Annotated in this window: 19 protein-coding genes; 8 read left to right on the top strand and 11 right to left on the bottom strand. The window is 70.0% G+C overall.

The window, feature by feature from the left end:
* From nadE to trxA, 4 genes are all read left to right on the top strand, one after another.
* On the top strand, positions 1-1,577 hold a 1,577-nt coding region (gene nadE / locus D7V88_RS01475; protein ID WP_120538785.1), incomplete at its 5' end, for an NAD(+) synthase.
* Between the two features lie 192 nt (positions 1,578-1,769).
* Entirely contained in the window at positions 1,770-2,894 is a 1,125-nt protein-coding gene (locus tag D7V88_RS01470) for a hypothetical protein (protein ID WP_244237900.1), read from the top strand.
* Positions 2,895-3,144: 250 nt separating this feature from the next.
* A complete protein-coding gene (locus D7V88_RS01465; RefSeq protein ID WP_120538780.1) occupies positions 3,145-3,468 on the top strand; it encodes an FKBP-type peptidyl-prolyl cis-trans isomerase in 324 nt (107 codons plus the stop codon).
* A 44-nt stretch (positions 3,469-3,512) separates the two neighbouring features.
* Positions 3,513-3,899 (top strand): thioredoxin, encoded by a 387-nt coding sequence (gene trxA / locus D7V88_RS01460; RefSeq protein ID WP_120538779.1) that lies wholly within the window; start codon positions 3,513-3,515, stop codon positions 3,897-3,899.
* Positions 3,900-3,938: 39 nt separating this feature from the next.
* Here trxA and D7V88_RS01455 read toward each other — a convergent pair whose 3' ends face one another.
* Positions 3,939-4,838, bottom strand: a complete 900-nt coding sequence (locus D7V88_RS01455) for a hypothetical protein (protein WP_244237899.1) — start codon at positions 4,836-4,838, stop codon at positions 3,939-3,941.
* A gap of 117 nt (positions 4,839-4,955) precedes the next feature.
* Between D7V88_RS01455 and D7V88_RS01450 the strand changes: the two genes are divergently transcribed.
* Both D7V88_RS01450 and D7V88_RS01445 read left to right on the top strand, forming a co-directional pair.
* On the top strand, positions 4,956-7,430 hold the full coding sequence (locus tag D7V88_RS01450; RefSeq protein WP_120538777.1) for a TonB family protein: 2,475 nt from the start codon (positions 4,956-4,958) through the stop codon (positions 7,428-7,430).
* A complete protein-coding gene (locus D7V88_RS01445; RefSeq protein ID WP_120538776.1) occupies positions 7,427-8,257 on the top strand; it encodes a hypothetical protein in 831 nt (276 codons plus the stop codon). Before D7V88_RS01450 ends, D7V88_RS01445 begins: the two co-directional genes overlap by 4 nt.
* 16 nt (positions 8,258-8,273) lie before the next feature.
* Here the strand turns inward: D7V88_RS01445 and D7V88_RS01440 are convergent, their stop codons facing one another.
* From D7V88_RS01440 to D7V88_RS01415, 6 genes are all read right to left on the bottom strand, one after another.
* On the bottom strand, positions 8,274-8,837 hold the full coding sequence (locus D7V88_RS01440) for a Uma2 family endonuclease (RefSeq protein ID WP_147448562.1): 564 nt from the start codon (positions 8,835-8,837) through the stop codon (positions 8,274-8,276).
* A gap of 93 nt (positions 8,838-8,930) precedes the next feature.
* Entirely contained in the window at positions 8,931-9,920 is a 990-nt protein-coding gene (locus tag D7V88_RS01435) for an Ig-like domain-containing domain (protein WP_120538774.1), read from the bottom strand.
* A gap of 129 nt (positions 9,921-10,049) precedes the next feature.
* Entirely contained in the window at positions 10,050-10,796 is a 747-nt protein-coding gene (locus D7V88_RS01430) for a putative metal-binding motif-containing protein (RefSeq protein ID WP_120538773.1), read from the bottom strand.
* 131 nt (positions 10,797-10,927) lie between these two features.
* Positions 10,928-11,566, bottom strand: a complete 639-nt coding sequence (locus D7V88_RS01425; protein WP_120538772.1) for a hypothetical protein — start codon at positions 11,564-11,566, stop codon at positions 10,928-10,930.
* 123 nt (positions 11,567-11,689) lie between these two features.
* On the bottom strand, positions 11,690-12,292 hold the full coding sequence (locus D7V88_RS01420; protein ID WP_244237898.1) for a hypothetical protein: 603 nt from the start codon (positions 12,290-12,292) through the stop codon (positions 11,690-11,692).
* A gap of 44 nt (positions 12,293-12,336) precedes the next feature.
* Positions 12,337-13,032, bottom strand: a complete 696-nt coding sequence (locus D7V88_RS01415; RefSeq protein WP_120538771.1) for a flagellar biosynthesis protein FlhF — start codon at positions 13,030-13,032, stop codon at positions 12,337-12,339.
* 238 nt (positions 13,033-13,270) lie between these two features.
* On the opposite strand from D7V88_RS01415, the gene D7V88_RS01410 reads away from it, so the two are divergent.
* Positions 13,271-14,134, top strand: coding sequence for an endonuclease/exonuclease/phosphatase family protein (locus D7V88_RS01410; RefSeq protein ID WP_120538770.1), 864 nt, complete (start codon positions 13,271-13,273; stop codon positions 14,132-14,134).
* 6 nt (positions 14,135-14,140) lie between these two features.
* Positions 14,141-15,850 (top strand): carboxypeptidase regulatory-like domain-containing protein, encoded by a 1,710-nt coding sequence (locus tag D7V88_RS01405; RefSeq protein ID WP_120538769.1) that lies wholly within the window; start codon positions 14,141-14,143, stop codon positions 15,848-15,850.
* Positions 15,851-15,868: 18 nt separating this feature from the next.
* On the opposite strand, the gene D7V88_RS01400 is transcribed toward D7V88_RS01405, so the two are convergent.
* The 4 genes from D7V88_RS01400 to D7V88_RS01385 all read right to left on the bottom strand — a co-directional run bounded on the left by D7V88_RS01400 (position 15,869) and on the right by D7V88_RS01385 (position 18,739).
* Complete coding sequence (locus D7V88_RS01400; protein ID WP_120538768.1) at positions 15,869-16,408, bottom strand: MarR family winged helix-turn-helix transcriptional regulator; 540 nt, start codon at positions 16,406-16,408, stop codon at positions 15,869-15,871.
* A gap of 152 nt (positions 16,409-16,560) precedes the next feature.
* A complete protein-coding gene (locus D7V88_RS01395) occupies positions 16,561-17,601 on the bottom strand; it encodes an NADPH-dependent FMN reductase family protein (protein WP_120538767.1) in 1,041 nt (346 codons plus the stop codon).
* Positions 17,602-17,629: 28 nt separating this feature from the next.
* On the bottom strand, positions 17,630-18,262 hold the full coding sequence (locus D7V88_RS01390) for an EcsC family protein (RefSeq protein WP_120538766.1): 633 nt from the start codon (positions 18,260-18,262) through the stop codon (positions 17,630-17,632).
* 36 nt (positions 18,263-18,298) lie between these two features.
* Positions 18,299-18,739, bottom strand: coding sequence for a hypothetical protein (locus tag D7V88_RS01385; RefSeq protein ID WP_120538765.1), 441 nt, complete (start codon positions 18,737-18,739; stop codon positions 18,299-18,301).
* Between the last annotated feature and the right edge of the window lie 79 nt (positions 18,740-18,818).

The following is an 18,818-nucleotide window of genomic DNA, read 5'->3' as shown; positions in this document are numbered from 1 at the left end:
GGCGGGTGCTGGGGCTCGTGCCCAAGGAGAAGCTGCCCACCTACAACGTCTTCTACGAGGGCCGCACGTTCGGCCACGGCCAGCCGGGCATGGCGGAGACGCACCGGGGCGTGCCGCTGGGCGACTACCTGTTCCAGTTCGACTTCGGCGTGGTGGCGCCGGAGGTGTGCGAGGACATCTGGAGCGCGGATGGCCCCATGCGCCGCCGCGCGTACTCCGGCGGCGAGCTGGTGGTGAACCTGTCCGCGTCCCCCTTCCGGCTGGGCTTCTGGGACACGCGGCGTGAGCTGCTGGCCACGCGAGCCTCCGACCACCAGGTCACCATCGCGTACGCGAACGCGGTGGGCAGCAACGACGGCCTCATCTTCGACGGCGGCGGCTTCATCAACCAGAACGGCCGCCCCGTGCTGGAGACGCCGCGCTTCCAGGAGGGCTACACCACCGCGGTGGTGGACCTGGACCGCACGCTGCGGCTGCGCACGGAGAACACCACCTGGCGCGTGGACCGCGAGTCCTGGGTGACGTCCGGCGGGCAGAAGGTGCCCACCGTGGACTGCACACAGGTGAAGACGAAGCGCGAAAAGCTGGCCTACCCGGTGCCCGCGCACCGCAGCTTCTTCCTGCCCGCTCCGGAAACCCGCAGGCCCGCGCGCGTGGCGCTGTGCGAGGACATCCTGGACGCGCTGGCGCTGGGCGTGGGCGACTACTTCGAGAAGACGCGCGCCTTCAAGCTGTTCGGCATCGCGCTGTCGGGCGGCCGGGATTCGCTGCTCACGCTGCTCATCGCGCACCGGTACGCGAAGCGCGCGCGGCCGGACAATCCGGGCTCGCTCATCCAGGCGTTCTACATGCCCAGCCCCTACTCCAGTCAGCAGACGCGCGACGCGGCGGAGACCATCGCGCGCGAGCTGGGTGTGGCCTTCCAGGTGGTGTCCATCGAGGAGGCCTTCGAGCGGGAGAAGGCCGCGGCTCAGCAGATGCTGGGCGACACGAAGCTCACGCCCATCACGGAGCAGAACATCCAGGCCCGCATCCGCGCGCAGCGCATGTGGAACTGGAGCAACTCCTGCGGCGGGCTGTTCCTCCAGACGGGCAACATGAGTGAGAAGTCGGTGGGTTACACCACCATCGGCGGCGACCTGATGGGCGCGCTCGCGGTCATCGCCAACGTGCCCAAGACGGTGGTGATGTACCTCTTGGACTACCTCCAGGAGACCACCGGCTACGAGGGCATCCGCAAGGTGCTGGCCAAGCCCGCGGGCCCGGAGCTCGCGCATGATCAGGTGGGCGAGGAGGAGCTGATGCCCTTCCCCATCCTGGACGCGTGCTTCTACCTGCACGCGGGCGAGAAGCTCACGCCGTCGGAGATGCGCACCGCGCTCACCGCGATGTTCCCGGAGGTGGAGGCGCAGCGGCTGGGGGGCTACGTGGACCGCTTCGTGAAGCTGTTCCAGCAGTCCATCTACAAGTGGGTGCAGGCCCCGCTGTCGCTGCACATCGGCAACCTGGACCTGGACCGGGAACGCGCGCTGCAACTGCCTGTCGTTACCGGTTCGGCGTGGCTTCGCGACGCCTGAAGGATGTCTGCCTTTGACGCAGGGGAGGGAGGCGGACGGGCCCCTCTCCCCTGTGAAGTGGCTCTGAAACCACGTCTCCTCGCCTGCTGGGGGGGCGAGCGGGGCGGCTGTCCTTGATTCCCCGTCAATGCCTTGCCGGATGTGGCTCGCACGACAACCTTCATGTCAGTCAGTCGACGATGGAGGTATGGGATGAAAGCGAAGATTCTGGCGGGCGCCGTCGCGGCGCTCATGTACGGAACGGGTGCGGCGGCGGCGGAGAAGGATTGCCCTCCAGGGCAGGCCGCGGTCCACAAGGACAAGGCCCAGATGGACCAGGACAAGAGCGCGCAGGCGGCGCCTGAGTCGGTCCAGGAGGAGGACATCATCCTGGAGGAGGTTCCGCAGGATGAGTCGCTCCAGGGGACTGGAGGCAGCGGTTCGGCGTCGATGGATGACTCCCAGAGCCCGAGCACCAGCGGCACCGGGGGAAGTGGTGCCATCTACCTGAACCAGCAGTTGCGGTGCGAACCGGTGGAACAGTCGGGGACGGGCGGCAGCGGCGGCATCACGGAGCCGCAGTCGAGCGCGCCCGTCGAGCCTCCGCCTCCCGCGGCGGCCCCCGTGGCACCCGTGGCCCCCACGCCGCCTCCGCCTCCCGCGAGTGACATGAGCACGAGCGAGAGCGATCTGTCGGGCACGTCGTCCAGCGCGGACGCCACGGGTGGCAGCGGCGTCGCGCCGGCCACGGACTTCCGCCCCTCCGCGACGGCTGACGACATCGAGCCGTTGGAGGTGGAGAAGAAGAGCAAGAGCGACACGAAAGGTCTGACGCTGCTCATCGGCGGTGGTGTGGAAGGCTACACCGGCGCCCTGGCTCCGCAGCTTGCCCCCGGTCCGTCCGCGGGCGTGACGGCGTCGATCAAGCCGACGTCCGTGCTGGGCATCGAAGTCGGTTACTCCGGCGCCTTGAACAACATCAAGGACGCGGGGGTCTTCGGTGCCGACGACGGTCCGGACCTGGTCCGCAACGGTGGTCAGGCGGCCCTGACGCTCGCCATCACTCCGACGCCGGTGCAGCCGTACCTGCTGGGCGGCATCGGCATCAGCAACTACCACTTCCGCGGTGGCGAAGCGCTGGGCTACAGCGATGACACCGTCGGCAACGTGCCCGCGGGTGTGGGCGTGCGCGGCCACTTCGGCCACTTCACGGCGGACCTGCGCGGTAGCTACAACTTCCTGTTCGACAAGCAGTTCGCTCCCAACATCGAGAGCGGCGGCGACCCGTCGGGCGGTGGTAGCTACAACGCGTCGCTGAACGTGGGTGGCACGTTCTGAAGCTGAAGCCTGAATGAAGACATCCATGGCAGGAGCTGGCGGCGGGGAGCCCGGAAACGGGAGCCTCGCCGCCTCTCTCTTTTTTCCGTCATTCCGGGGGCGGGGCGGCAGGGTGTCCGGAATCGACCGGCGCCTCGCCGCCCTCGTGCTTTTTTCACCGAGCGGGCGGGCGTTCAGAGCGGCGGAAGGCTGCGAGCGCCGTTAGAGTGCGCATTTTTCCACGGTGGATTCCCGCCAAGGAGTCGCGCACATGAGCTTGGGCATTGAAGACGTGAAGGTGGGTACCGGGGCCGAGGCCACCGCGGGCAAGAAGGTCACCGTGCACTACGTGGGCACGCTCACGAACGGCACGAAGTTCGACAGCAGCCGGGACCGGGGACAGGGCTTTTCGTTCAGCCTGGGCGCGGGTCAGGTCATCCAGGGCTGGGACCAGGGCGTCGCTGGCATGAAGATTGGCGGCATCCGCAAGCTCACCATCCCGCCGGACCTGGGCTACGGCGCTCGAGGCGCGGCCGGCGTGATTCCCCCGAATGCCACGCTGCTGTTCGAGGTGGAGTTGTTGGAAGTTCGTTAGGACCCGACCTTCACCCCCAGACACCGGAAAAAGAGAGGCCGTTCATGGCGACGCTCGAGATCACGAAGGACAACTTCAAGGAGACGGTGGGCAAGGACGGCATCGTCGTGCTGGATTGGTGGGCGACCTGGTGTGGCCCGTGCCGCGCGTTCGCGCCCGTGTTCGAGAAGACGTCCGAGCTGCACAAGGACATCGCGTTCGGGAAGATCGACACCGACGCGCAGCCGGACCTGTCCGGCGCCTTCCAGATCCGCTCCATCCCCACGCTGATGGTGTTCCGGGACGGCATCCTCCTGTTCGAGCAGCCGGGCGCGCTGCCCCAGGCGGCGCTGGAGGACCTCATCAAGCAGGTCCGCGCGCTGAACATGGATGACGTGAAGCGCGAGGTCGAAGAGCAGCGCAAGGCCAAGGGCAGCGCCCCGGAAGCCTGACGTCTGGCCGAGCCCCTGCCCGTTCGCGGGCAGGCGCCCCTACGGCGCGGCGGCGGTGCAGACCCCGCCGCCATTCAGGTGCGCCTGGTCCACGATGCTCTGGGTGACGAACGCCTGGAGCGTCCTCAGGTCATAGGCACCGGGTTGGTAGACGACCGGTTGCCCCTGGGCGTCCCGGAGTTCGCCGCCGTCCAGGCCGTGCAGGTCCAGCAGGTCCTGGGATGCCAGCCCCTCCGGGGTGATGACGTGGTTCGCGTCCGCCGTGGCGGCGATGGCTTCGAAGCGAAGCTGCACGCCACGGTGGGTGCCCAGCCGGTCGTAGAACATGTGCTCGGCGTGGATGGTGAGCTCCGCCTCCGCCACGGAGCCCTCCGGCACCACCAGGCCCTGCGTCCCGTCCACGCCGTTGATGCAGTCCACCATCCGCGCGTTGACGGGGAAGCCCATGTGGAAGGTGTAGAGGCCCCGGGCGGGGTCACGGTGCTGCGCGCGGCCCTCCACGAAGTAGCTGAAGCCGCGCTCGCGCATCATCGCCAGGTCGTCAGGGGACACGGAGTCGCCCGCGACGGTGCGCGCCTCTGGCGGGCTCACCCGGAAGCCCACGCCGTAGCGCCCCGCCTCCAGTCCCGTCAGCCCGCTGAGCGGCACGTCCCCCTTCTGCACGTCCACCAGCACGTGCTCCGGTGAGGCGTGAACGTCCCCGGCCGCGGAGGTGAGGGTGAAGTCCCCCACGGACACCAGGTACTTGCTGAACTGCACGGACCAGTTGTCCTGGAAGAGGTGATCCGCGTAGCCGCGCTGCGTGCCATCGCCTCCGCTCAGCGTCAGCCGCACGTCACCCCGGGCCGCGGTCTCCCCGCAGCCGGTGGCCGCGAGCCCCAGCGTTCCCAGCAACAGGGGAAGGCGCGTCCACCGGGCCTGGTTGCGTCGAATGCTCATGCAGCAGGTTGGTATTTGTAACATGGTTGCAAGTCAAGTGCGGGTTGCGATATCCACGGGGCGCTGTCTGGAGGACCGCCTGCGTCGGGTGGTCACCGTGGAGCGAGGTCGTTGCCTGTGTTCATCCCGACGCTGGTGCTCTGGCTGTTGAGCGCGTCGCCCGAAGTGCCCGTGACTCCCCCCGTGCCCGTGGACGCCGCGCCGCCCGTGATGCCGGCGGACGCGTCCGCGTTGACGCAAGCAGTGCACGTGCTGCTGCGCCTGACGATTGACGACACGGGCGAGGTGTCCCGGGTGGACGTGCGCGAGTCGGGAGGTGTGCCGTTCGACCGGGCGGCGATGGCGGCGGCCCTGCGCTGGCGCTTCGAGCCCGCGCGCCGGGGGGATGTGGCATTGGAGGTCCAGGTGGACGTGCCGGTGACGTTCGAGCCGTCGGCTTCACCAGGAGGGGTGGCGACTTCCTCGACTGAAGAAAACACTCCTCCTCCAGGCCCGAAGCCGCCGTCGTTCTCCACCACGGTGCGAGGACAATCCGTCGCGCCGCCTCCGGTGGCGGTGGGGGACTTCCACATCACGGTGGGACAGCTCGCGGATGTGCCGCGCAACTCGGCCACGGACCTGCTGTTGCTGGCGCCGGGCGTGATGCTCGCGAACCACGGCGGGGAGGGCCACGCGGAGACCATCTACCTGCGCGGCTTCGACGCGGGCGAGGGCAAGGACGTGGAGATGCGCCTCAACGGCGTGCCCCTCAACGAGGTCTCCCATGCCCACGGCCACGGCTACGCGGACACGTACTTCATCATCCCGGAGCTGGTGCAGTCGCTGCGTGTGACGGAGGGACCCTATGACCCTTCCCAGGGCGACTTCGGCGTGGCGGGCACGGTGGACTACCAGCTCGGGCTGGAGCGTCGGGGCATCACCGCGTCCGCCAGCTACGGCAGCTTCGCGTCGCGCCGGCTGTCCCTGGTGTGGGGACCTCCCGAGTCCACCGACGCCACCTTCGTCGGCGTGCTGCTGCGCCAGGGCCACGGCTTCGGCCCCAACCGCGCGTACGCGAACGCGGGCCTGATGGCCCAGACGGAGCTGCGCCTGGGACCGGAGACGCGGCTGCGCCTGTTCGGCGCCAGCTACGGTGCGCGCTTCTCCACCGCCGGCGTGGTGCGCGAGACGGACGTCGTGGACGCGCGCTTGCCCTGTGACGCGGACGCGGACTCGCAGTTCTTCTGTCTCTACGACCCGAACCAGGGAGGCGCGAGCCAGCGGCACCTCGCGTCCGTGGAGCTGGTGTCGCGGCTGGAGCGCGGTGGGCGCTTCGTGCAGCAGGCCTTCGCGGTGACGCGCCAGATGCGCAGCCGGGAGAACTTCACGGGCTTCCTCCAGGACACGCCCCCGGTTGGAGAAGCGCAGCGCGGTGACAACACCGAACAGTCCTACCAGGGCACCACCGTGGGCCTGCGAGGGCGCTACACCCCGGGCCTCACCTGGGCGGGCCAACCCCAGCCGCTGGAGCTGGGGTACGTGGCCCGCTACGACAACGTGCACACCCGCGCGCGGCGCCTGCGCGACAAGGGCGGCGCGCCCTATGCCACCGTCTTCGACAACCAGGTGCGCACCACGAACCTGGGCGCGTACCTGTCGCTGCGCGGGGCCCCCATGGAATGGCTCACGCTCCGGGGCGGCGTGCGCGTGGACACCTTCCTGTTCGGCGTGGAGGACCTGAACCGTCCGGAGTCGGACCGGCAGGGCTCGCGCATCCCCGAGGAGTCCGTGGAGGCCTACGGGTTCTTCGCCAGCCCCCGCGCCAGTGCCGAGGTGCGCCTGACGCCCCAGCTCACGTGGCTCACCAGCGCGGGCCTGGGTGCGCGCTCCAGCGACGCCGCGGGCCTGTCCGACGCGGAGTTCGCACCGTACGCGCGGGTGACCTCCGGTGAGACGGGCCTGGGCTGGCGCTGGGCCGACGACGCGGGCGCCTCCGCGTTGGAGGTCCGGGGCGCGGTGTTCGCAACGCGCGTGTCGCAGGATCTGGTGTTCAGCGAGACGACGGGACGCAACCAGCCCATTGGCCCGTCGCAGCGGCTGGGCGCCTTTGGCACCGCGCGCTTCCAGTGGAACCAGCGGCTGGATGTGCAGGCGAGCCTCGCGTGGGCCCGCGCCACGCAGCCGCTGCCCGGTGCGTCCTCGTGGCGGCTGTGGGACGGCGCGGTGATTCCGTACATCCCGCAGGTGCTGGGCCGGGTGGACGCGGCGTGGCGCGGCACCGCCACGGTGGCCCGGCAGCCGGTGGGGTGGAGCCTGGCGTTGGGGCACAGCGCCATCGGGCCCAAGCCCCTGCCATTGGACCGCTACAGCGAATCCATCTTCCTCTTCGACGTGGCGGCCCGCGCCCGCTGGCGCGCAGTGGAGCTGGGCGTGACGGTGGAGAACCTGCTGGACGCGCGCTGGCGCGAGTCCGAGTTCAACTACGTGTCCAACTTCCGCGGTCCCGACGCGCCCGCGTCCCTGCTGGCCACGCGCCACTTCTCCGCCGGTGCCCCGCGCACCGTGCGCGGCACCCTCACCGTGTACCTGGACCTCCAGGAGGACCGGCCATGACCTCTGCCTTGCGTCCCTCGCGTCGTGCCTTCACGTGGCTCCTGGGCGGTGCGCTCGTGGCGGGCGTCCACGCGTGCGGGCTGTCCGGCACCGGCGGTCGGAGCATCACCTTCCGCATGGGCCTGCGCACGGCCCTGGCGCCCGGTGAGGACACCGTCGGCGTCTTCACCACGGACACCGGCTGGCGCGTGGCACTCACCACCGCGCGCATGGTGCTGGGCCCCATCTACCTGTTCGAGAAGGCCTCGCCGCTCCAGCCCCAGGCCCTGCTGCGCCGCGTGGGCGACCTGCTGCTGCCCACCGCGCACGCGCACGAAGGGGACTTCTTCTCCGGAGGTCGCGTGCTGGGCGAGTGGGACCGGGAGGTGGTGTTCGACCTGCTCGCGCAAGCGGGACAGGCGCGGGTGCTGGGGCAGTCCCCGGGCATCGCGGGCGTGGCGCGGTCGCTGTCGCTGCTGCTCCAGCCGCCTTCCCGGGCGCTGGGAGCGGAGGGCGACGTGATGGAGGGCCGCTCCCTGTTCCTGGAAGGCGTCGCGACGCAGGCGCAAGCGCGAGTGCCCTTCCGGATCGCGATGGACTTCCCGCCTCCCGTGGAGCTGCAACGCGTGGACTTCGTTCCCATCCAGGCGGACCTGGACGACGAGGGGTTGTTCGCGCTGGAGGCACAGCCGCACCGCTGGTTCACGGGCACGCGCTTCGACCGGCTGACGGTGCCGACGGAGGGCACCGTCGTGGACGTGGGGCCGGAGACCCAGGTGCACCGCGCGCTGAGCGTCAACGTGCGGCGCTTCGATGCCTTCACCGGGGCGTGGGAGCCCGCGGTCTGAAGGGAAGGGCGGGAGCTCAGCCCGGCTGCCAGAACGGTGTCAGCGTCAGCTCCACGTTCCCGAAGGGGTCCGCGCGCACGCGGTCCTCGTCGACGAAGATGTTCTTCAACACCCAGCGCTCGTGCTCCTGACGGAACACCTCCAGCACGTGGTGCACGGGGTTGATGACCCAGGCGTGGTGGATGCCCGCGCTCGCGTAGCGGGGCAGCTTCGTGGCCAGGTCCAGCTTCGCGGTGGCGGGCGACAGCACCTCGCAGATCCAATCCGGCGCGCGGTCGATGAAGGAGCCATTGGGCATCGTCGGGGGCCGTCCGCCCACCCAGCCCGCAAGGTCCGGCACCAGCACGTCCTGGCCCAGGAGCAGCCGGGGCTCGGAGGTCCACCACCAGCCCTCCGGCGAGCGGCCCAGCAGCGAGGACAGGCCCTTGCGACGCGCGACGGACGGCGAGGAGATGTAGAGGACGCCATTGAGCGCTTCGCCCACCAGGTAGTGGGGCAGCGTCTGCACTTCCTCATGGGGATCGAGCGGCTTGTGGGGGATGGGCTGGCGCATGCGGTGGGCCTCGGGGTGGGGCTTCACCGTAACGAGCGCGCCCTTTTCGCCGCATCGGACCGCCGGGGAGGGCGACCTTGTCCTGGTGGACGTGGGCCCCTCCCCGCTGGACGTGTCTGGCTATTCGCGCTCCAGCACGAATTGAATCTTCTCCGCCGGCACGGGTCCGAACTGGAACAGGTAGATCTGATCCCCGGGTTCGGATGTGAACGTCAGCGTGTGGGTGATGCCGCCGCAGATGAACCGCGCGGGTGCGAGCACCGACGCCACGTCCGTCCCGCCCGCCGTGTCGTTGGTGACCTTCGTGGCCACTTCCTGGTCCAGGTAGAGCGTGACGTGCTCGGGGTTCTCCGGGTCGGAGATGAAGGACGTGTAGCCCCCGAAGCCCGCTTCTCCCGAGCGCAGGGTGACGTCGTAGAGCGCGTGGCCGGTGTGCGTGTCGGGCGGGAAGTCGAAGGGCGTGCGGCCCGCGGTGACGGCCTCCGGTGTGTTGACCAGCGTGTGCGCGCACGCGTGCTCCAGCGCCGGGTCGCGCGCTCCCGTGGTGAAGTCCAGCGCGCCGTCGCCCAGGCCTGACGTCGTTGGCGCCAGCGCGTGTCCGGCCCCGTCCTTCAACGCGGTCAGCTCCACGGTGTAGCGCGTGGAGACCTCCAGCGGCCGGGTGCTCTCCTCGGTGCGCGGCACGGTGACGGTGAGCGTGCGCGCATCCCCGGACCAGCTTCCGGTGAGCACGCGGGCCGGCACCGTGGAGTCCGTGCGGTCGCGCAGCGTCACCTGCGCGAAGGTGGGGTCCATGGGTTCGCTGAAGCTGAGCGAGAGCACCTTGCGAAAGGCGATGAGCGGCTTCTCGCCGGAGGTGTCCAGGTACATCTCCAGCGGGTAGACGTCCGTGGCGCCCTCGCCTGGCTGCGAGGTGGTGACGGTGGCGGTGGACGTCGGGTCGGTGCCGGCGTCAAAGCCCGTTCCCGCGTCGGCGCTGGTGCCCGCGTCGGAGCCCGCATCCGCCAGGGTGCCGGCGTCCGGCGTGACGGTGGGCTCTTCGTCATCACAGCCGGTCAGGGCGAGAACAGCGCAGGTGGCGAACAGGAAGGCGGCGGAGGACGGACGCATCGGGGCGGTTCCTTCAGGGGACGTCACGGGGGAAAGGCCCACGCCGGAGCACCCTTCCGAGGGAGATGCTCCAGCGTGGGAGCAGACCTTGTTCAGGTCCGCGTCAGCGTGGGACGGAGGGTCAGCGCGCTAGCACTGCGACCCGTCGCAGTTGTCGTCGATGCCGTTGCCACAGATTTCAGTGGCACCGGGGTTGATGCCGGCGCCGGAGCCCGGCGTGTCGTTGCAGTCAAAGCGCTGCGTCGTGTAGCCGGAGGGCGGCGTGCACGCGGTCAGCACGGAGGTGGTGTTGTTGCCGTACCCGTCGCCGTCCGCATCCTGGTAGTAGCGGGTGCGCGTGTCGTTGAGGAACTCCGGCACCACCGTGATGGCATTGCCCGTCGCCGGGCCCGTCGCGACGATGTACGTCGTGCCGGCTGTCAGGTCGTAGACGGACACGGACACGAGCGAGCAGCCAGAGGCCGACACGGCGTGCGTCAGCGCGGAGGCCACCGTGGCGCTGGTGCTGCCATTGACGACGGTGATGGGCACGTTCTGCGTCCGGTAGAAAGCGTAGGAGCCGGTCGTCGCCGGCACGTACGTCACAGAACCCTCCGCGCCGGAAGGCAGCGCGAGGTCATAGGCCTTGTGCTTCGTGCTGATGCCGGGCGCGCTGGTGGTGCGCGTGGCGTTCGCCGTGATGGACACGTGGTCCGTGGGGTTGCCGGCGTGGGCGCACGCGTGCGTGGTGATGCCCGTGCCCATCGACGTGCAACCGGCCTCCAACTCCTGCGAGCCCTGGGCCTCGAACGTGGACTCCGGCTCCTCCATCGGGCCGCAGGCCACCAGGCCGAACGACAACAGCGCGCTCAGCGCGGTGCGCTTCGTCTTCATCATGGGGTTGTTCCTTTCGGGATGCCGGGCGCGGGGTGCCATGCGGCTTCAAGCCGCCGGTGCGCCCGGTGGCTGAGGTCATGCCGTAAAGGTAACTCAGTTGCAATAGTTTCCCGGGTGATTCCAGGCCCGGGTCACTGGAGGTGTTCGATGACGAGCCCGAGCTCGGTGAACGCGGTGGGGCCGAAGGTGACGGTGTACTGGACCTTGTCGGTCAGCTCGTAGCCGACCATCTGCTTCAGGCCGTCGCAGAAGGGGCCGGTGGCCTGGGTGGCGACGGGGTCGATGACACGCTCGCCTTCCTTCACGGTGACGGCGATGTCCGGGGTGCTCACGAAGAGGACGAAGTCCCCGGTGGCCCACGCCTTGAAGTTGAACGTGCCCACGGACTGGCCGTTCTCCTGGCGCAACTTCACGGTGTAGTGCGTGTGGAAGTCGTCCACGCGCGGCTGCCGGTCGGGGGACGCGGTGACGGTGGAGAAGGGGCCATTCGTGACGTGGAAGCAGGCGTGCTCGCCGTTGTCGCCGAAGTCGAAGCCCTCGCGCGGGACGTAGTCCGGGTCCGGTACGCACGACAGGCCCTGCTCGCTGGCCAGGTAACCCCGGTCGCAGTGACACCAGTCGCCTTCCGGCTCCCGGTGGATGTGCCCGTTCGGCTTGCACGGGTCGGTCTGCTCCTGCGGGTTTCCGTCGTCGGGCCCGGCGTCGCCGCCGCAGGCGGTCAGCGCCGCGATGCTGCCGGCCAGGAGGAGGGCACGGAACGGGATGCGCATGGGGGGACTTCCTAGCTGGAGTCTGGATGTAGATGCAATTGAGATACAGAAGTTGTCGGATGTTGGGAAGGCCCGGGCCCGCGGTGGCGGTCCCGGGCCTTCTTTCAGACGCCCCTGGAGGGGTTACTCCTCGTGGCCTTCGTGCGCCGTCTCCTCGATGACGAGCAGGAAGGTGGCGGCCTGGGGGACGACGGCCGCGAAGTCCACGCGGTAGTCGATGCCACCCTCCAGGTCCGCGGTGACGGCGGTGCGCAGGGTGCCGCAGACCTCCTGCGGGACCTGGTAGCGGCACTCCAGTCCGACCTCCTCATTCGTGGCCGCGTTGACGATGCGGACGGCGCGGTAGCCGGAGGTGAGGAGGGCGTACTCGTTGGACTCCTCTGGCGTGAAGATGACGGAGCCCGCGTAGCCCAGCGTCCACTGCTGATAGGTGATGGCCGGGAGGGTGATGTTGTACGCGGTGTGCCCGACGCTCACGTCCACGAAGGATGGACCGCCGAGGGGCGCCGCGGTGACGGCCTCGAAGGGGCCGTATTCGGCGTGGAAGCAGGAGTGTTCGGCGACCTCCTCCAACTCCTCCGTGTCCTGGCAGGCGGCGAGCAGCTCCGACTGCTGGGTGATGGGGGCCGCGGCTTCCGGCGTCTGCTCCTCGGTGGTGCCGCAACCGGCGAGCAGGAAGACCGCGCTGGCGGCGACGAGGGCATGGGTGGACAGGTGCTTCTTCATGGGGGGCTCCTGGGCATGGGTGCTGCGGGGTGTGAGGGCAGGGGCTAGGAGCGGTCCGGGCGCAGGACGAGCCACGGGACGCGCACCTCGCCCGAAGGCAGGCGCTCGGGTGGGAGCTGGAGGTGGGCGCTGTGCGCGCTGGGGGAGAGGCCGGAGGCGCGCTCCCAGGCGTCGCGGAAGGACGCCTCGTCCGGGAAGGTGACGCGCGACACGCAGCCCGCGGCGTAGCAGTGGGGGGCTTCGGCCTGGACGGGCCGCACGTCCCGGCTGATCCGCTCGTGCCACGAATCCAGCGCGGCGCGAGCGTCCTGCGTCCACGGCTCCGCGCTGTCACCGGACGCAGTGAGTTCGGCGAGCACCGCGTCGCGGCGGGCCTGGGGGCTCGCGTGGTCCGCGCGCAGGGCCTTCACCAGCCGCACGCGCGTGTCCGGCAGGGCGCGGCGTGCGCGGTCGCGCAGCTCCGGCTGGGGAGGCCCCTGGACCTTCAGCGCCGCGTCCAGGAGTGCCTCCGGGGGAGGCTCCAGCTCGGCCAGGGGCTCGGCGGGCGCGGCCTCCCGCACCGTCGCGGGCCGGGCGACGGCCACGGGGTGTGGTGAGGGCTCCACGGGTGTCGGGTGCGTGACGGAGGGTGGGGTGGGGATCGCGTCGGCGGAAACTTCCACGGGGCGCTGGAGCCAGCCGAGCGCCAGACACGACAGCACCACCCCCGTGCCTCCAACACTCCAGACGATGCGGTTCATGGGTCCCCTCAGGACGCACCCGTGGCGGTGCGCGAGCCGCCTCGCCTTCCGGCCAGGGGCCCGCAATAGATGCCATCAAGATCCATATGCAATCAAGTTGCATTTAAGGATGGCCTCCCGGGCTGGGAAGGGTCACGGGGTGGACGTGACCTCCTTTCCACGAAGGTTTGCTGTCCCTGGGGGCCGGGCTTGCGGAAGATGGGGTGTTGTCTTCCCCGCAGGCCCGAGGTGCCGTCGCATGAGAGGGTCGTCCTTCTTGTCGCGTGTGCTGGTGTTGACCGTGCTGGTGCTTCCCGCGTTGTCCCAGGCGGGCTCCTACCTGCGGGTGGTGAGCTGGAACCTCCGCCACGAGGGATGGGCGGCGGAGCAGACCTACCTGGAGGACGCGCAGCAGTTGTGGAACCAGTTCGGTTCGGGCAGCACGTCGAACAACGGCTTGGACCTGGTGTTCCTCCAGGAGGTGATGAACGCGGCGGCGGCGCAGGCCATCGCGCAGAACCTGACGCAGGTCTCAGGGATGACGTGGACGGCGGCGGTGACGCCGCTCATCGGGAGGTCGTCCTACAAGGAGTCGTACGCGGTGCTGTACCGGACGGACACGGTGTCGCTCCTGTCGTCCACGGTGTGGAGCGACACGGGAGACCTGTTCGAGCGCGAGCCGCAGGTGGTGAAGGTGCGCCACGTGCCCACGGGCGCGGACTACACGTTCCTCAACTGGCACACGGTGTGGGGCGTGGCGGCGGACCGCACGCTGGAGGCGCAGGCCATCGACGCGGTCTTCGCGTCCGTGCAGTCCTCGAGCGGCACCGACCAGGACGTCATCCTGGTGGGCGACCACAACATGGCCTGCACCCATGCCTCCTGGAGCGAATTGAAGGCCGTATCGCCCGCGGTGACGTGCAGGCTGGATACGCCCACCACGCTGAACTCGACCGGGGGCTTCGCCAACGCGTATGACCACTTCTGGTTGCAGGACACCTACGTGACGGAATTCTCCAGCACGGGCCGCGACTACATCGGGAACACGAAGGACTACGTCACGCGGCTGTCGGATCACGCGCCGGTGTGGCTGTCCCTGTATTCCAACAGCGACACGGACTGACGCCGCATGCGCTGGAAGCAGGTCCTGACCGGTGTGCTCCTGGGCGCGGTGCTCCTGGCTGCGTGGTGGGCCGCGTCCCGGAAGGACGAACCACCGCGCGTCCCGGTGCCGTTCGCGTCCGTGGAGGTCGCGGACGCGGGGGTGCGCGAAGTTGTCCCCGCGGTGGAGACACGCGAGGCGGCGGACGCGGGCCTGTGGCTGCGGGCGACGCTGGAGGGGGCGCATCCGTTCGTCGGAGAGGCGCGCGTGGGCGCGGCGTTCATCTCCGACGAGGACCTGCGGTGGTGGAAGCAGGGGCAGGCGCGCGGGGAACATGCGGGGCCTTCGCGGTTGGAGGACCTGGCCAACGTGCGCGGATGGGTGACCGCGCCCGTCACCGCTTCCGCGCAGGGCGGAGTGCTGGGGCCGCTGGAGGTGCCTCCAGCGCCGCGCTACCAGTTGGTCGCGTTCGAGCCGGACGGGACGTTCTGGTGGGGCGACCACGTGCCGGTGTCTGTTCCGGAGTCAGGGACGCTGGACGCAGGCGAGCTGCGGGCGACGCGGCCCACGGGCGTGCGCGTGCGGCTGGCCGGTGCGAGGGATGCGGCGGGGGCGTTCTCCGTGCGCATCGAGCGCGACGTGGATCCGGCGGATGCGGAGCGGGCCAGTGCCTTGCTGGTGGTGCTGCGGCTGGTGGCGCCGGAGTTGATGGTGGCGCTCCAGGACGGACTGCCGGTGCCGCTCGTGAAGGACGGCGACACGGCGCTGGCGCCGCTGCCTCCGGACCGGGCGGTGCGCTTGTGGTTGCGCGCGCCGTCGGGAAGGGAAGGGGGGCCGGTGGACGTGCCGCTGCGCGAGGGCGCGGTGGGCACGGTGACGCTGGACGTGGCTCGGCTGTTCCCCGAAGGCGTGGGTGGCACGGTCACCCTGCGGGGCCGGGTGCTGCTGGGGCAGACGTCACGGTCCGCGGGGCCGGCGGTGTTGCGCACGGAGGAGGGCCGGGAGGTGCCGGTGGACGTGGAGGGGCGCTTCACGGTGCCGGATGTGCCGACCTGGCGCGCGTCGCGCTTCACGGTGTGGCGGGAGGAAGGGGAGGCGGGACGGCCGATGGCGCCCTCGCATGCGGAGTTCACCTTCACACCCACGGCGGAGACGGCCGGGACGGCGGAGGTGGTGTGGCGCATGCCGGTGTACCGGTGGCTGGTGTTGCGGATGGATGGCTTCACGCGGGTGCAGCTTCAATCACAGGCGCAGTCCCCCTATCCGGTGTACCTGCTCCAGCGCCGCGATGCGCGAGGCGCCTGGAGTGATGTGGCCGCGCAGGAGTTCATCCCCGAGAAGGACGACGTCGCGGTGTCCCTGCTGGAGCCCGGCACGTACCGGGTGCAGACCGCGTCTTCACCCTATGCGCTGCGCCCGAGCACCGAGGCACGTGCAGGCGCGGACGACGCGGACGTCGAGGTGAAACTTTCGGCGGAAGAGGTCCCGGCCCCTTCCTGCGAGGTGCGCGTCACGCACGAAGGGCGTCCCGTGGTCGGGGCGCTCGTGACGGCGGACGGTGGGGACCGCTCGATGCCGCCCGTGCGCGGGGAGACGCGCACGGATGGACGGTGGCCCCTGGGGCCGGTGCGCTCCGAACTGCTCCAGGTGCGGGTGCAGGCGGAGGGGCATTCGGACTGGGAGGGCGACGGGGTGGAGGCGTGCCGTCGCTCGGGCGTCATCGAGGTGAGGCTGTAGGCCTCGCGCGGGTCCCTGTCAGGCGGCGGAGGCGGTTAGAACTTCGTCGGCGACGAGGGTCGGCGTGGCGCCGTCCTCTTCCTCTTCCTCGGTGGCGCGGGCCTGGACGCCGAGTGCTTCCACCCACAGCTCCAGGATGTCCATCAGGGCGCTGCGCGTCTCGCCCTGGAGCGGGGCCAGCAGCCGCGCCATGCGCTCCTGCACCAGCGCATCCGCCTCCTCCGCGACCGCGCGGCCTGCGTCGGTGAGGCGCACGCGCACACGCCGACGGTCATGGCGCACCGAACGTTCGCGGCGCACGAGTCCCCCCTCTTCCAGACGGTCCACCAGCCGGCTCAAGCGGGGCATGGCGAGTCCACCCAGGCGATGGGCCAGTTCGCCCACCGGCAGCAGACACTCCGCGCGCAGCCACCAGAGGGCCTGGAGCTCCAGGGGCTCCCAGCGGGGATGTGGCAGGGACGCCAGGGGGCTGGCCAGGGCGCCGCAACGGGCCGCATCGACAAGGAGGTTCCGCAACCGAGCCACCTGCACGCGCACATCCACCGAGAGCTCCGTCATCCACCCCTCCATCCCGGAGATGGGCCAGCATCCGGCCACGCCAGCCCCGCCCTGGGGTTCCGCGGGCAAAGCCCGCATGGGACTCAACGTGGATACGTGACGGACATATCGGCCGGGTCGGACACGGTGATTTTCAATTGGCGCTTCGCGCGTCAGCGAAAGGCTACGGCGTCGAAGGACTTCCCATCGGTCGAGAAAGCCAGATGGTGCGGGTACACCGCCCACAGCCTTCCACCCGTGACCTTCAGCTTCGCGAATCCCGGCGCGGGCGTGGGCACCTCCAGCGCTTCGTGCCGTGTCCCCCCCATGCGAAGGACCTGGGGACCCACCGTGACGAACAGGTGCCCCTGGAAGGACGCCGCCGAATACAGCCGACCTTCCGGCAGCGCGATGGGTGTGGCCTTGTCACTCCCGGCCGGAAGGAAGAGGACCTCTTCGTGGGTGGACAGGTAGAGCCCACCGTCGGGTCCAGGGTGGACGCTCCGCACCCCCGCCTTCGTGAGGTAGCGGGGCTCCAGCGCTTCGCCCTGGAGCGTCCACAGGCCTTCATCCCCGAAGACGAAGAGCGTGCCCCCGTGGGTGAAGAATCCCCGGAGGTCCTTCTGCTTCGCCTTGAGGCGCTCGAAGAGCGGCCCCCTGTTGGTGGGCGTGAGTCGCCCCAGGCCATTCGTGGAGCAGATGACGTAGCTGATGCCTTCGTGCGCGACGCCGTTCTCCAGGTCGAGCCCGGGGGGACCGGAGACCTCCTCGACGGTCCACGCGCCGGAGGTGTCCTTGAACGCGACCGCGGATACGCCGAAGGCCGTCAGGCCCCAGTAGAAACCCAGGACCTGGAGGACCGGTGCCACGTGTCCGTACGGCAGGGCCTTGGGCAGGCGGATCCGCTTCCAGTCCGTGCCGTCGTGGATCAGCAGCCGGTTGAAATCCACTTCGTAGGAGGGCGCGAAGGGGTCCACCTCGTCCTCCTCCACCGTCACCTGATCCATCCACACAGTGTCGGACCAGGGCTGGTTCCAGGCGATGCCCTCATCGAAGTCCCACAGGTCGTCGCCGGACACGTGCCCGTAGTCCGCGGTCGGATGGGGCGTGCCCGCGAGCGCCACGATGTGGCCCGCGTCCGTCACGTGGACATCCGCGAACCCCAGCGACGTGGAGAAGCGGTCCTCGGAGGCGGTCTTCTTTTGCGCTGTCATCCCGCGCTTCTAGCGCCGCGCCCGCGGCTCAGTCCCCGCTCGCCCTGCGCTTCGCGGACTTCGCCTTGGCGTGCGCCTTGTCGAAGCCTTCGTAGAAGCGCACGGCCTGCTCGCCCACCATCTGGATGTGCTGGTTGTTGAGGTACGCGGTGATGGGCGCGGCGACCAGCGGCATGGCCCGCCCCAGCGTGCTCATGCCGCCCTTGGCGAGCAGCAGCGCCGCCAGCTTCCCCAGCACCTTGGGCCCGGAGCGGTGCAGCGGCCCCAGCCCGTTCGCGTAGCCGAACAGGTCCAACAGCTCTCCGCGCGCGCGCTCCGTCTTGAGGTTCGCCTTGTAGAGCGTGGCCACGTCGGTGAGCAGGATGATCTGCAGGTAGGCCATGAACACCAGGTCCGCCGGCAGGGAGATGAGCCCGAACACGCCGCTCACCCCGCCCACCATGCTGGCCAGGCTCTTCTTCTCATCCACCAGCCGCTGCGCCAGCTCCTTGGTGTTCGCGGACGGGTAGCGCTTCTCCAGCGCCGCCACGCGCACCTTGGCGCGCCCCACCTCCTGCTGGATGAGGTCCGACAGGCGCACCGCGCCCAGCTTCTTCAGCTCCGCGGGGGTGAGCTTCTTCATGAAGCCCAGCCGCTCCGTCACGCCGTCGTAGAAGGCCATGTCCTCCTCCTTGCGGCCGCGCTCGCGGCCTGTCGTCTAGTAACCCCGCTCGGCCAGATACAGGTCCACCAGCGCGCCCTCCTCGTACCAGGCGTGCCGCATCTCCGCCTGGAACCACCGCGAGTCGGGACGAGCCTGACGGATCTCCACCTTCACCCGGTTGGGCCCCGTGTCGATGACCGACGCGCGCGCCTTGCACGCCGCGCCCGGCTCCTCGCCGAAGCCGCCCTCCAGGCACACCTCGTCCCCCACCGACAGGCGCCGCGTGTACTCGCTGGCCAGGTAGAACGCGTCGTCACAGCCGCTGCGCACGGAGGCCTTGCCCAGCGCGGCGCAGCGGTTCTTGGCGGGCGCGGGGAAGACCGGCACGTTCGAGGACATCGCGTCCTCCTCGTTCGGGTCCTTCTGGTACATCGCCGACCTGCAGCCCGCGCCCATACACGCCAGGGCCAGCAGGCCCGCCCACGTCCACCTCATCGCGCCATCACCTCCGGGACGGGGGATGCCCGCGCCCCCACGCCTACAGGAAAGGGCAGGGAGCATGGCAGACGGGGCC

The sequence above is a fragment of the Corallococcus terminator genome (assembly GCF_003611635.1).
Lineage (GTDB): Bacteria > Myxococcota > Myxococcia > Myxococcales > Myxococcaceae > Corallococcus > Corallococcus terminator.
Note: the sequence above shows the minus strand (reverse complement) of the source record. Positions and strands in the feature narration are given on the sequence as shown.

What these genes read in the sequence shown, in the direction of transcription:
- D7V88_RS01455 (WP_244237899.1), bottom strand. Translation starts at nt 4,838, where the DNA reads ATGAGCATTCGACGCAACCAGGCCCGGTGGACGCGCCTTCCCCTGTTG.
- D7V88_RS01385 (WP_120538765.1), bottom strand. Translation starts at nt 18,739, where the DNA reads ATGAGGTGGACGTGGGCGGGCCTGCTGGCCCTGGCGTGTATGGGCGCG.
- D7V88_RS01400 (WP_120538768.1), bottom strand. Translation starts at nt 16,408, where the DNA reads ATGACGGAGCTCTCGGTGGATGTGCGCGTGCAGGTGGCTCGGTTGCGG.
- D7V88_RS01435 (WP_120538774.1), bottom strand. Translation starts at nt 9,920, where the DNA reads ATGCGTCCGTCCTCCGCCGCCTTCCTGTTCGCCACCTGCGCTGTTCTC.
- D7V88_RS01430 (WP_120538773.1), bottom strand. Translation starts at nt 10,796, where the DNA reads ATGATGAAGACGAAGCGCACCGCGCTGAGCGCGCTGTTGTCGTTCGGC.
- D7V88_RS01415 (WP_120538771.1), bottom strand. Translation starts at nt 13,032, where the DNA reads ATGAACCGCATCGTCTGGAGTGTTGGAGGCACGGGGGTGGTGCTGTCG.
- D7V88_RS01445 (WP_120538776.1), top strand. Translation starts at nt 7,427, where the DNA reads ATGACCTCTGCCTTGCGTCCCTCGCGTCGTGCCTTCACGTGGCTCCTG.
- D7V88_RS01465 (WP_120538780.1), top strand. Translation starts at nt 3,145, where the DNA reads ATGAGCTTGGGCATTGAAGACGTGAAGGTGGGTACCGGGGCCGAGGCC.
- D7V88_RS01410 (WP_120538770.1), top strand. Translation starts at nt 13,271, where the DNA reads ATGAGAGGGTCGTCCTTCTTGTCGCGTGTGCTGGTGTTGACCGTGCTG.
- D7V88_RS01395 (WP_120538767.1), bottom strand. Translation starts at nt 17,601, where the DNA reads ATGACAGCGCAAAAGAAGACCGCCTCCGAGGACCGCTTCTCCACGTCG.
- trxA (WP_120538779.1), top strand. Translation starts at nt 3,513, where the DNA reads ATGGCGACGCTCGAGATCACGAAGGACAACTTCAAGGAGACGGTGGGC.
- D7V88_RS01420 (WP_244237898.1), bottom strand. Translation starts at nt 12,292, where the DNA reads ATGAAGAAGCACCTGTCCACCCATGCCCTCGTCGCCGCCAGCGCGGTC.
- D7V88_RS01390 (WP_120538766.1), bottom strand. Translation starts at nt 18,262, where the DNA reads ATGGCCTTCTACGACGGCGTGACGGAGCGGCTGGGCTTCATGAAGAAG.
- D7V88_RS01470 (WP_244237900.1), top strand. Translation starts at nt 1,770, where the DNA reads ATGAAAGCGAAGATTCTGGCGGGCGCCGTCGCGGCGCTCATGTACGGA.
- D7V88_RS01425 (WP_120538772.1), bottom strand. Translation starts at nt 11,566, where the DNA reads ATGCGCATCCCGTTCCGTGCCCTCCTCCTGGCCGGCAGCATCGCGGCG.
- D7V88_RS01405 (WP_120538769.1), top strand. Translation starts at nt 14,141, where the DNA reads ATGCGCTGGAAGCAGGTCCTGACCGGTGTGCTCCTGGGCGCGGTGCTC.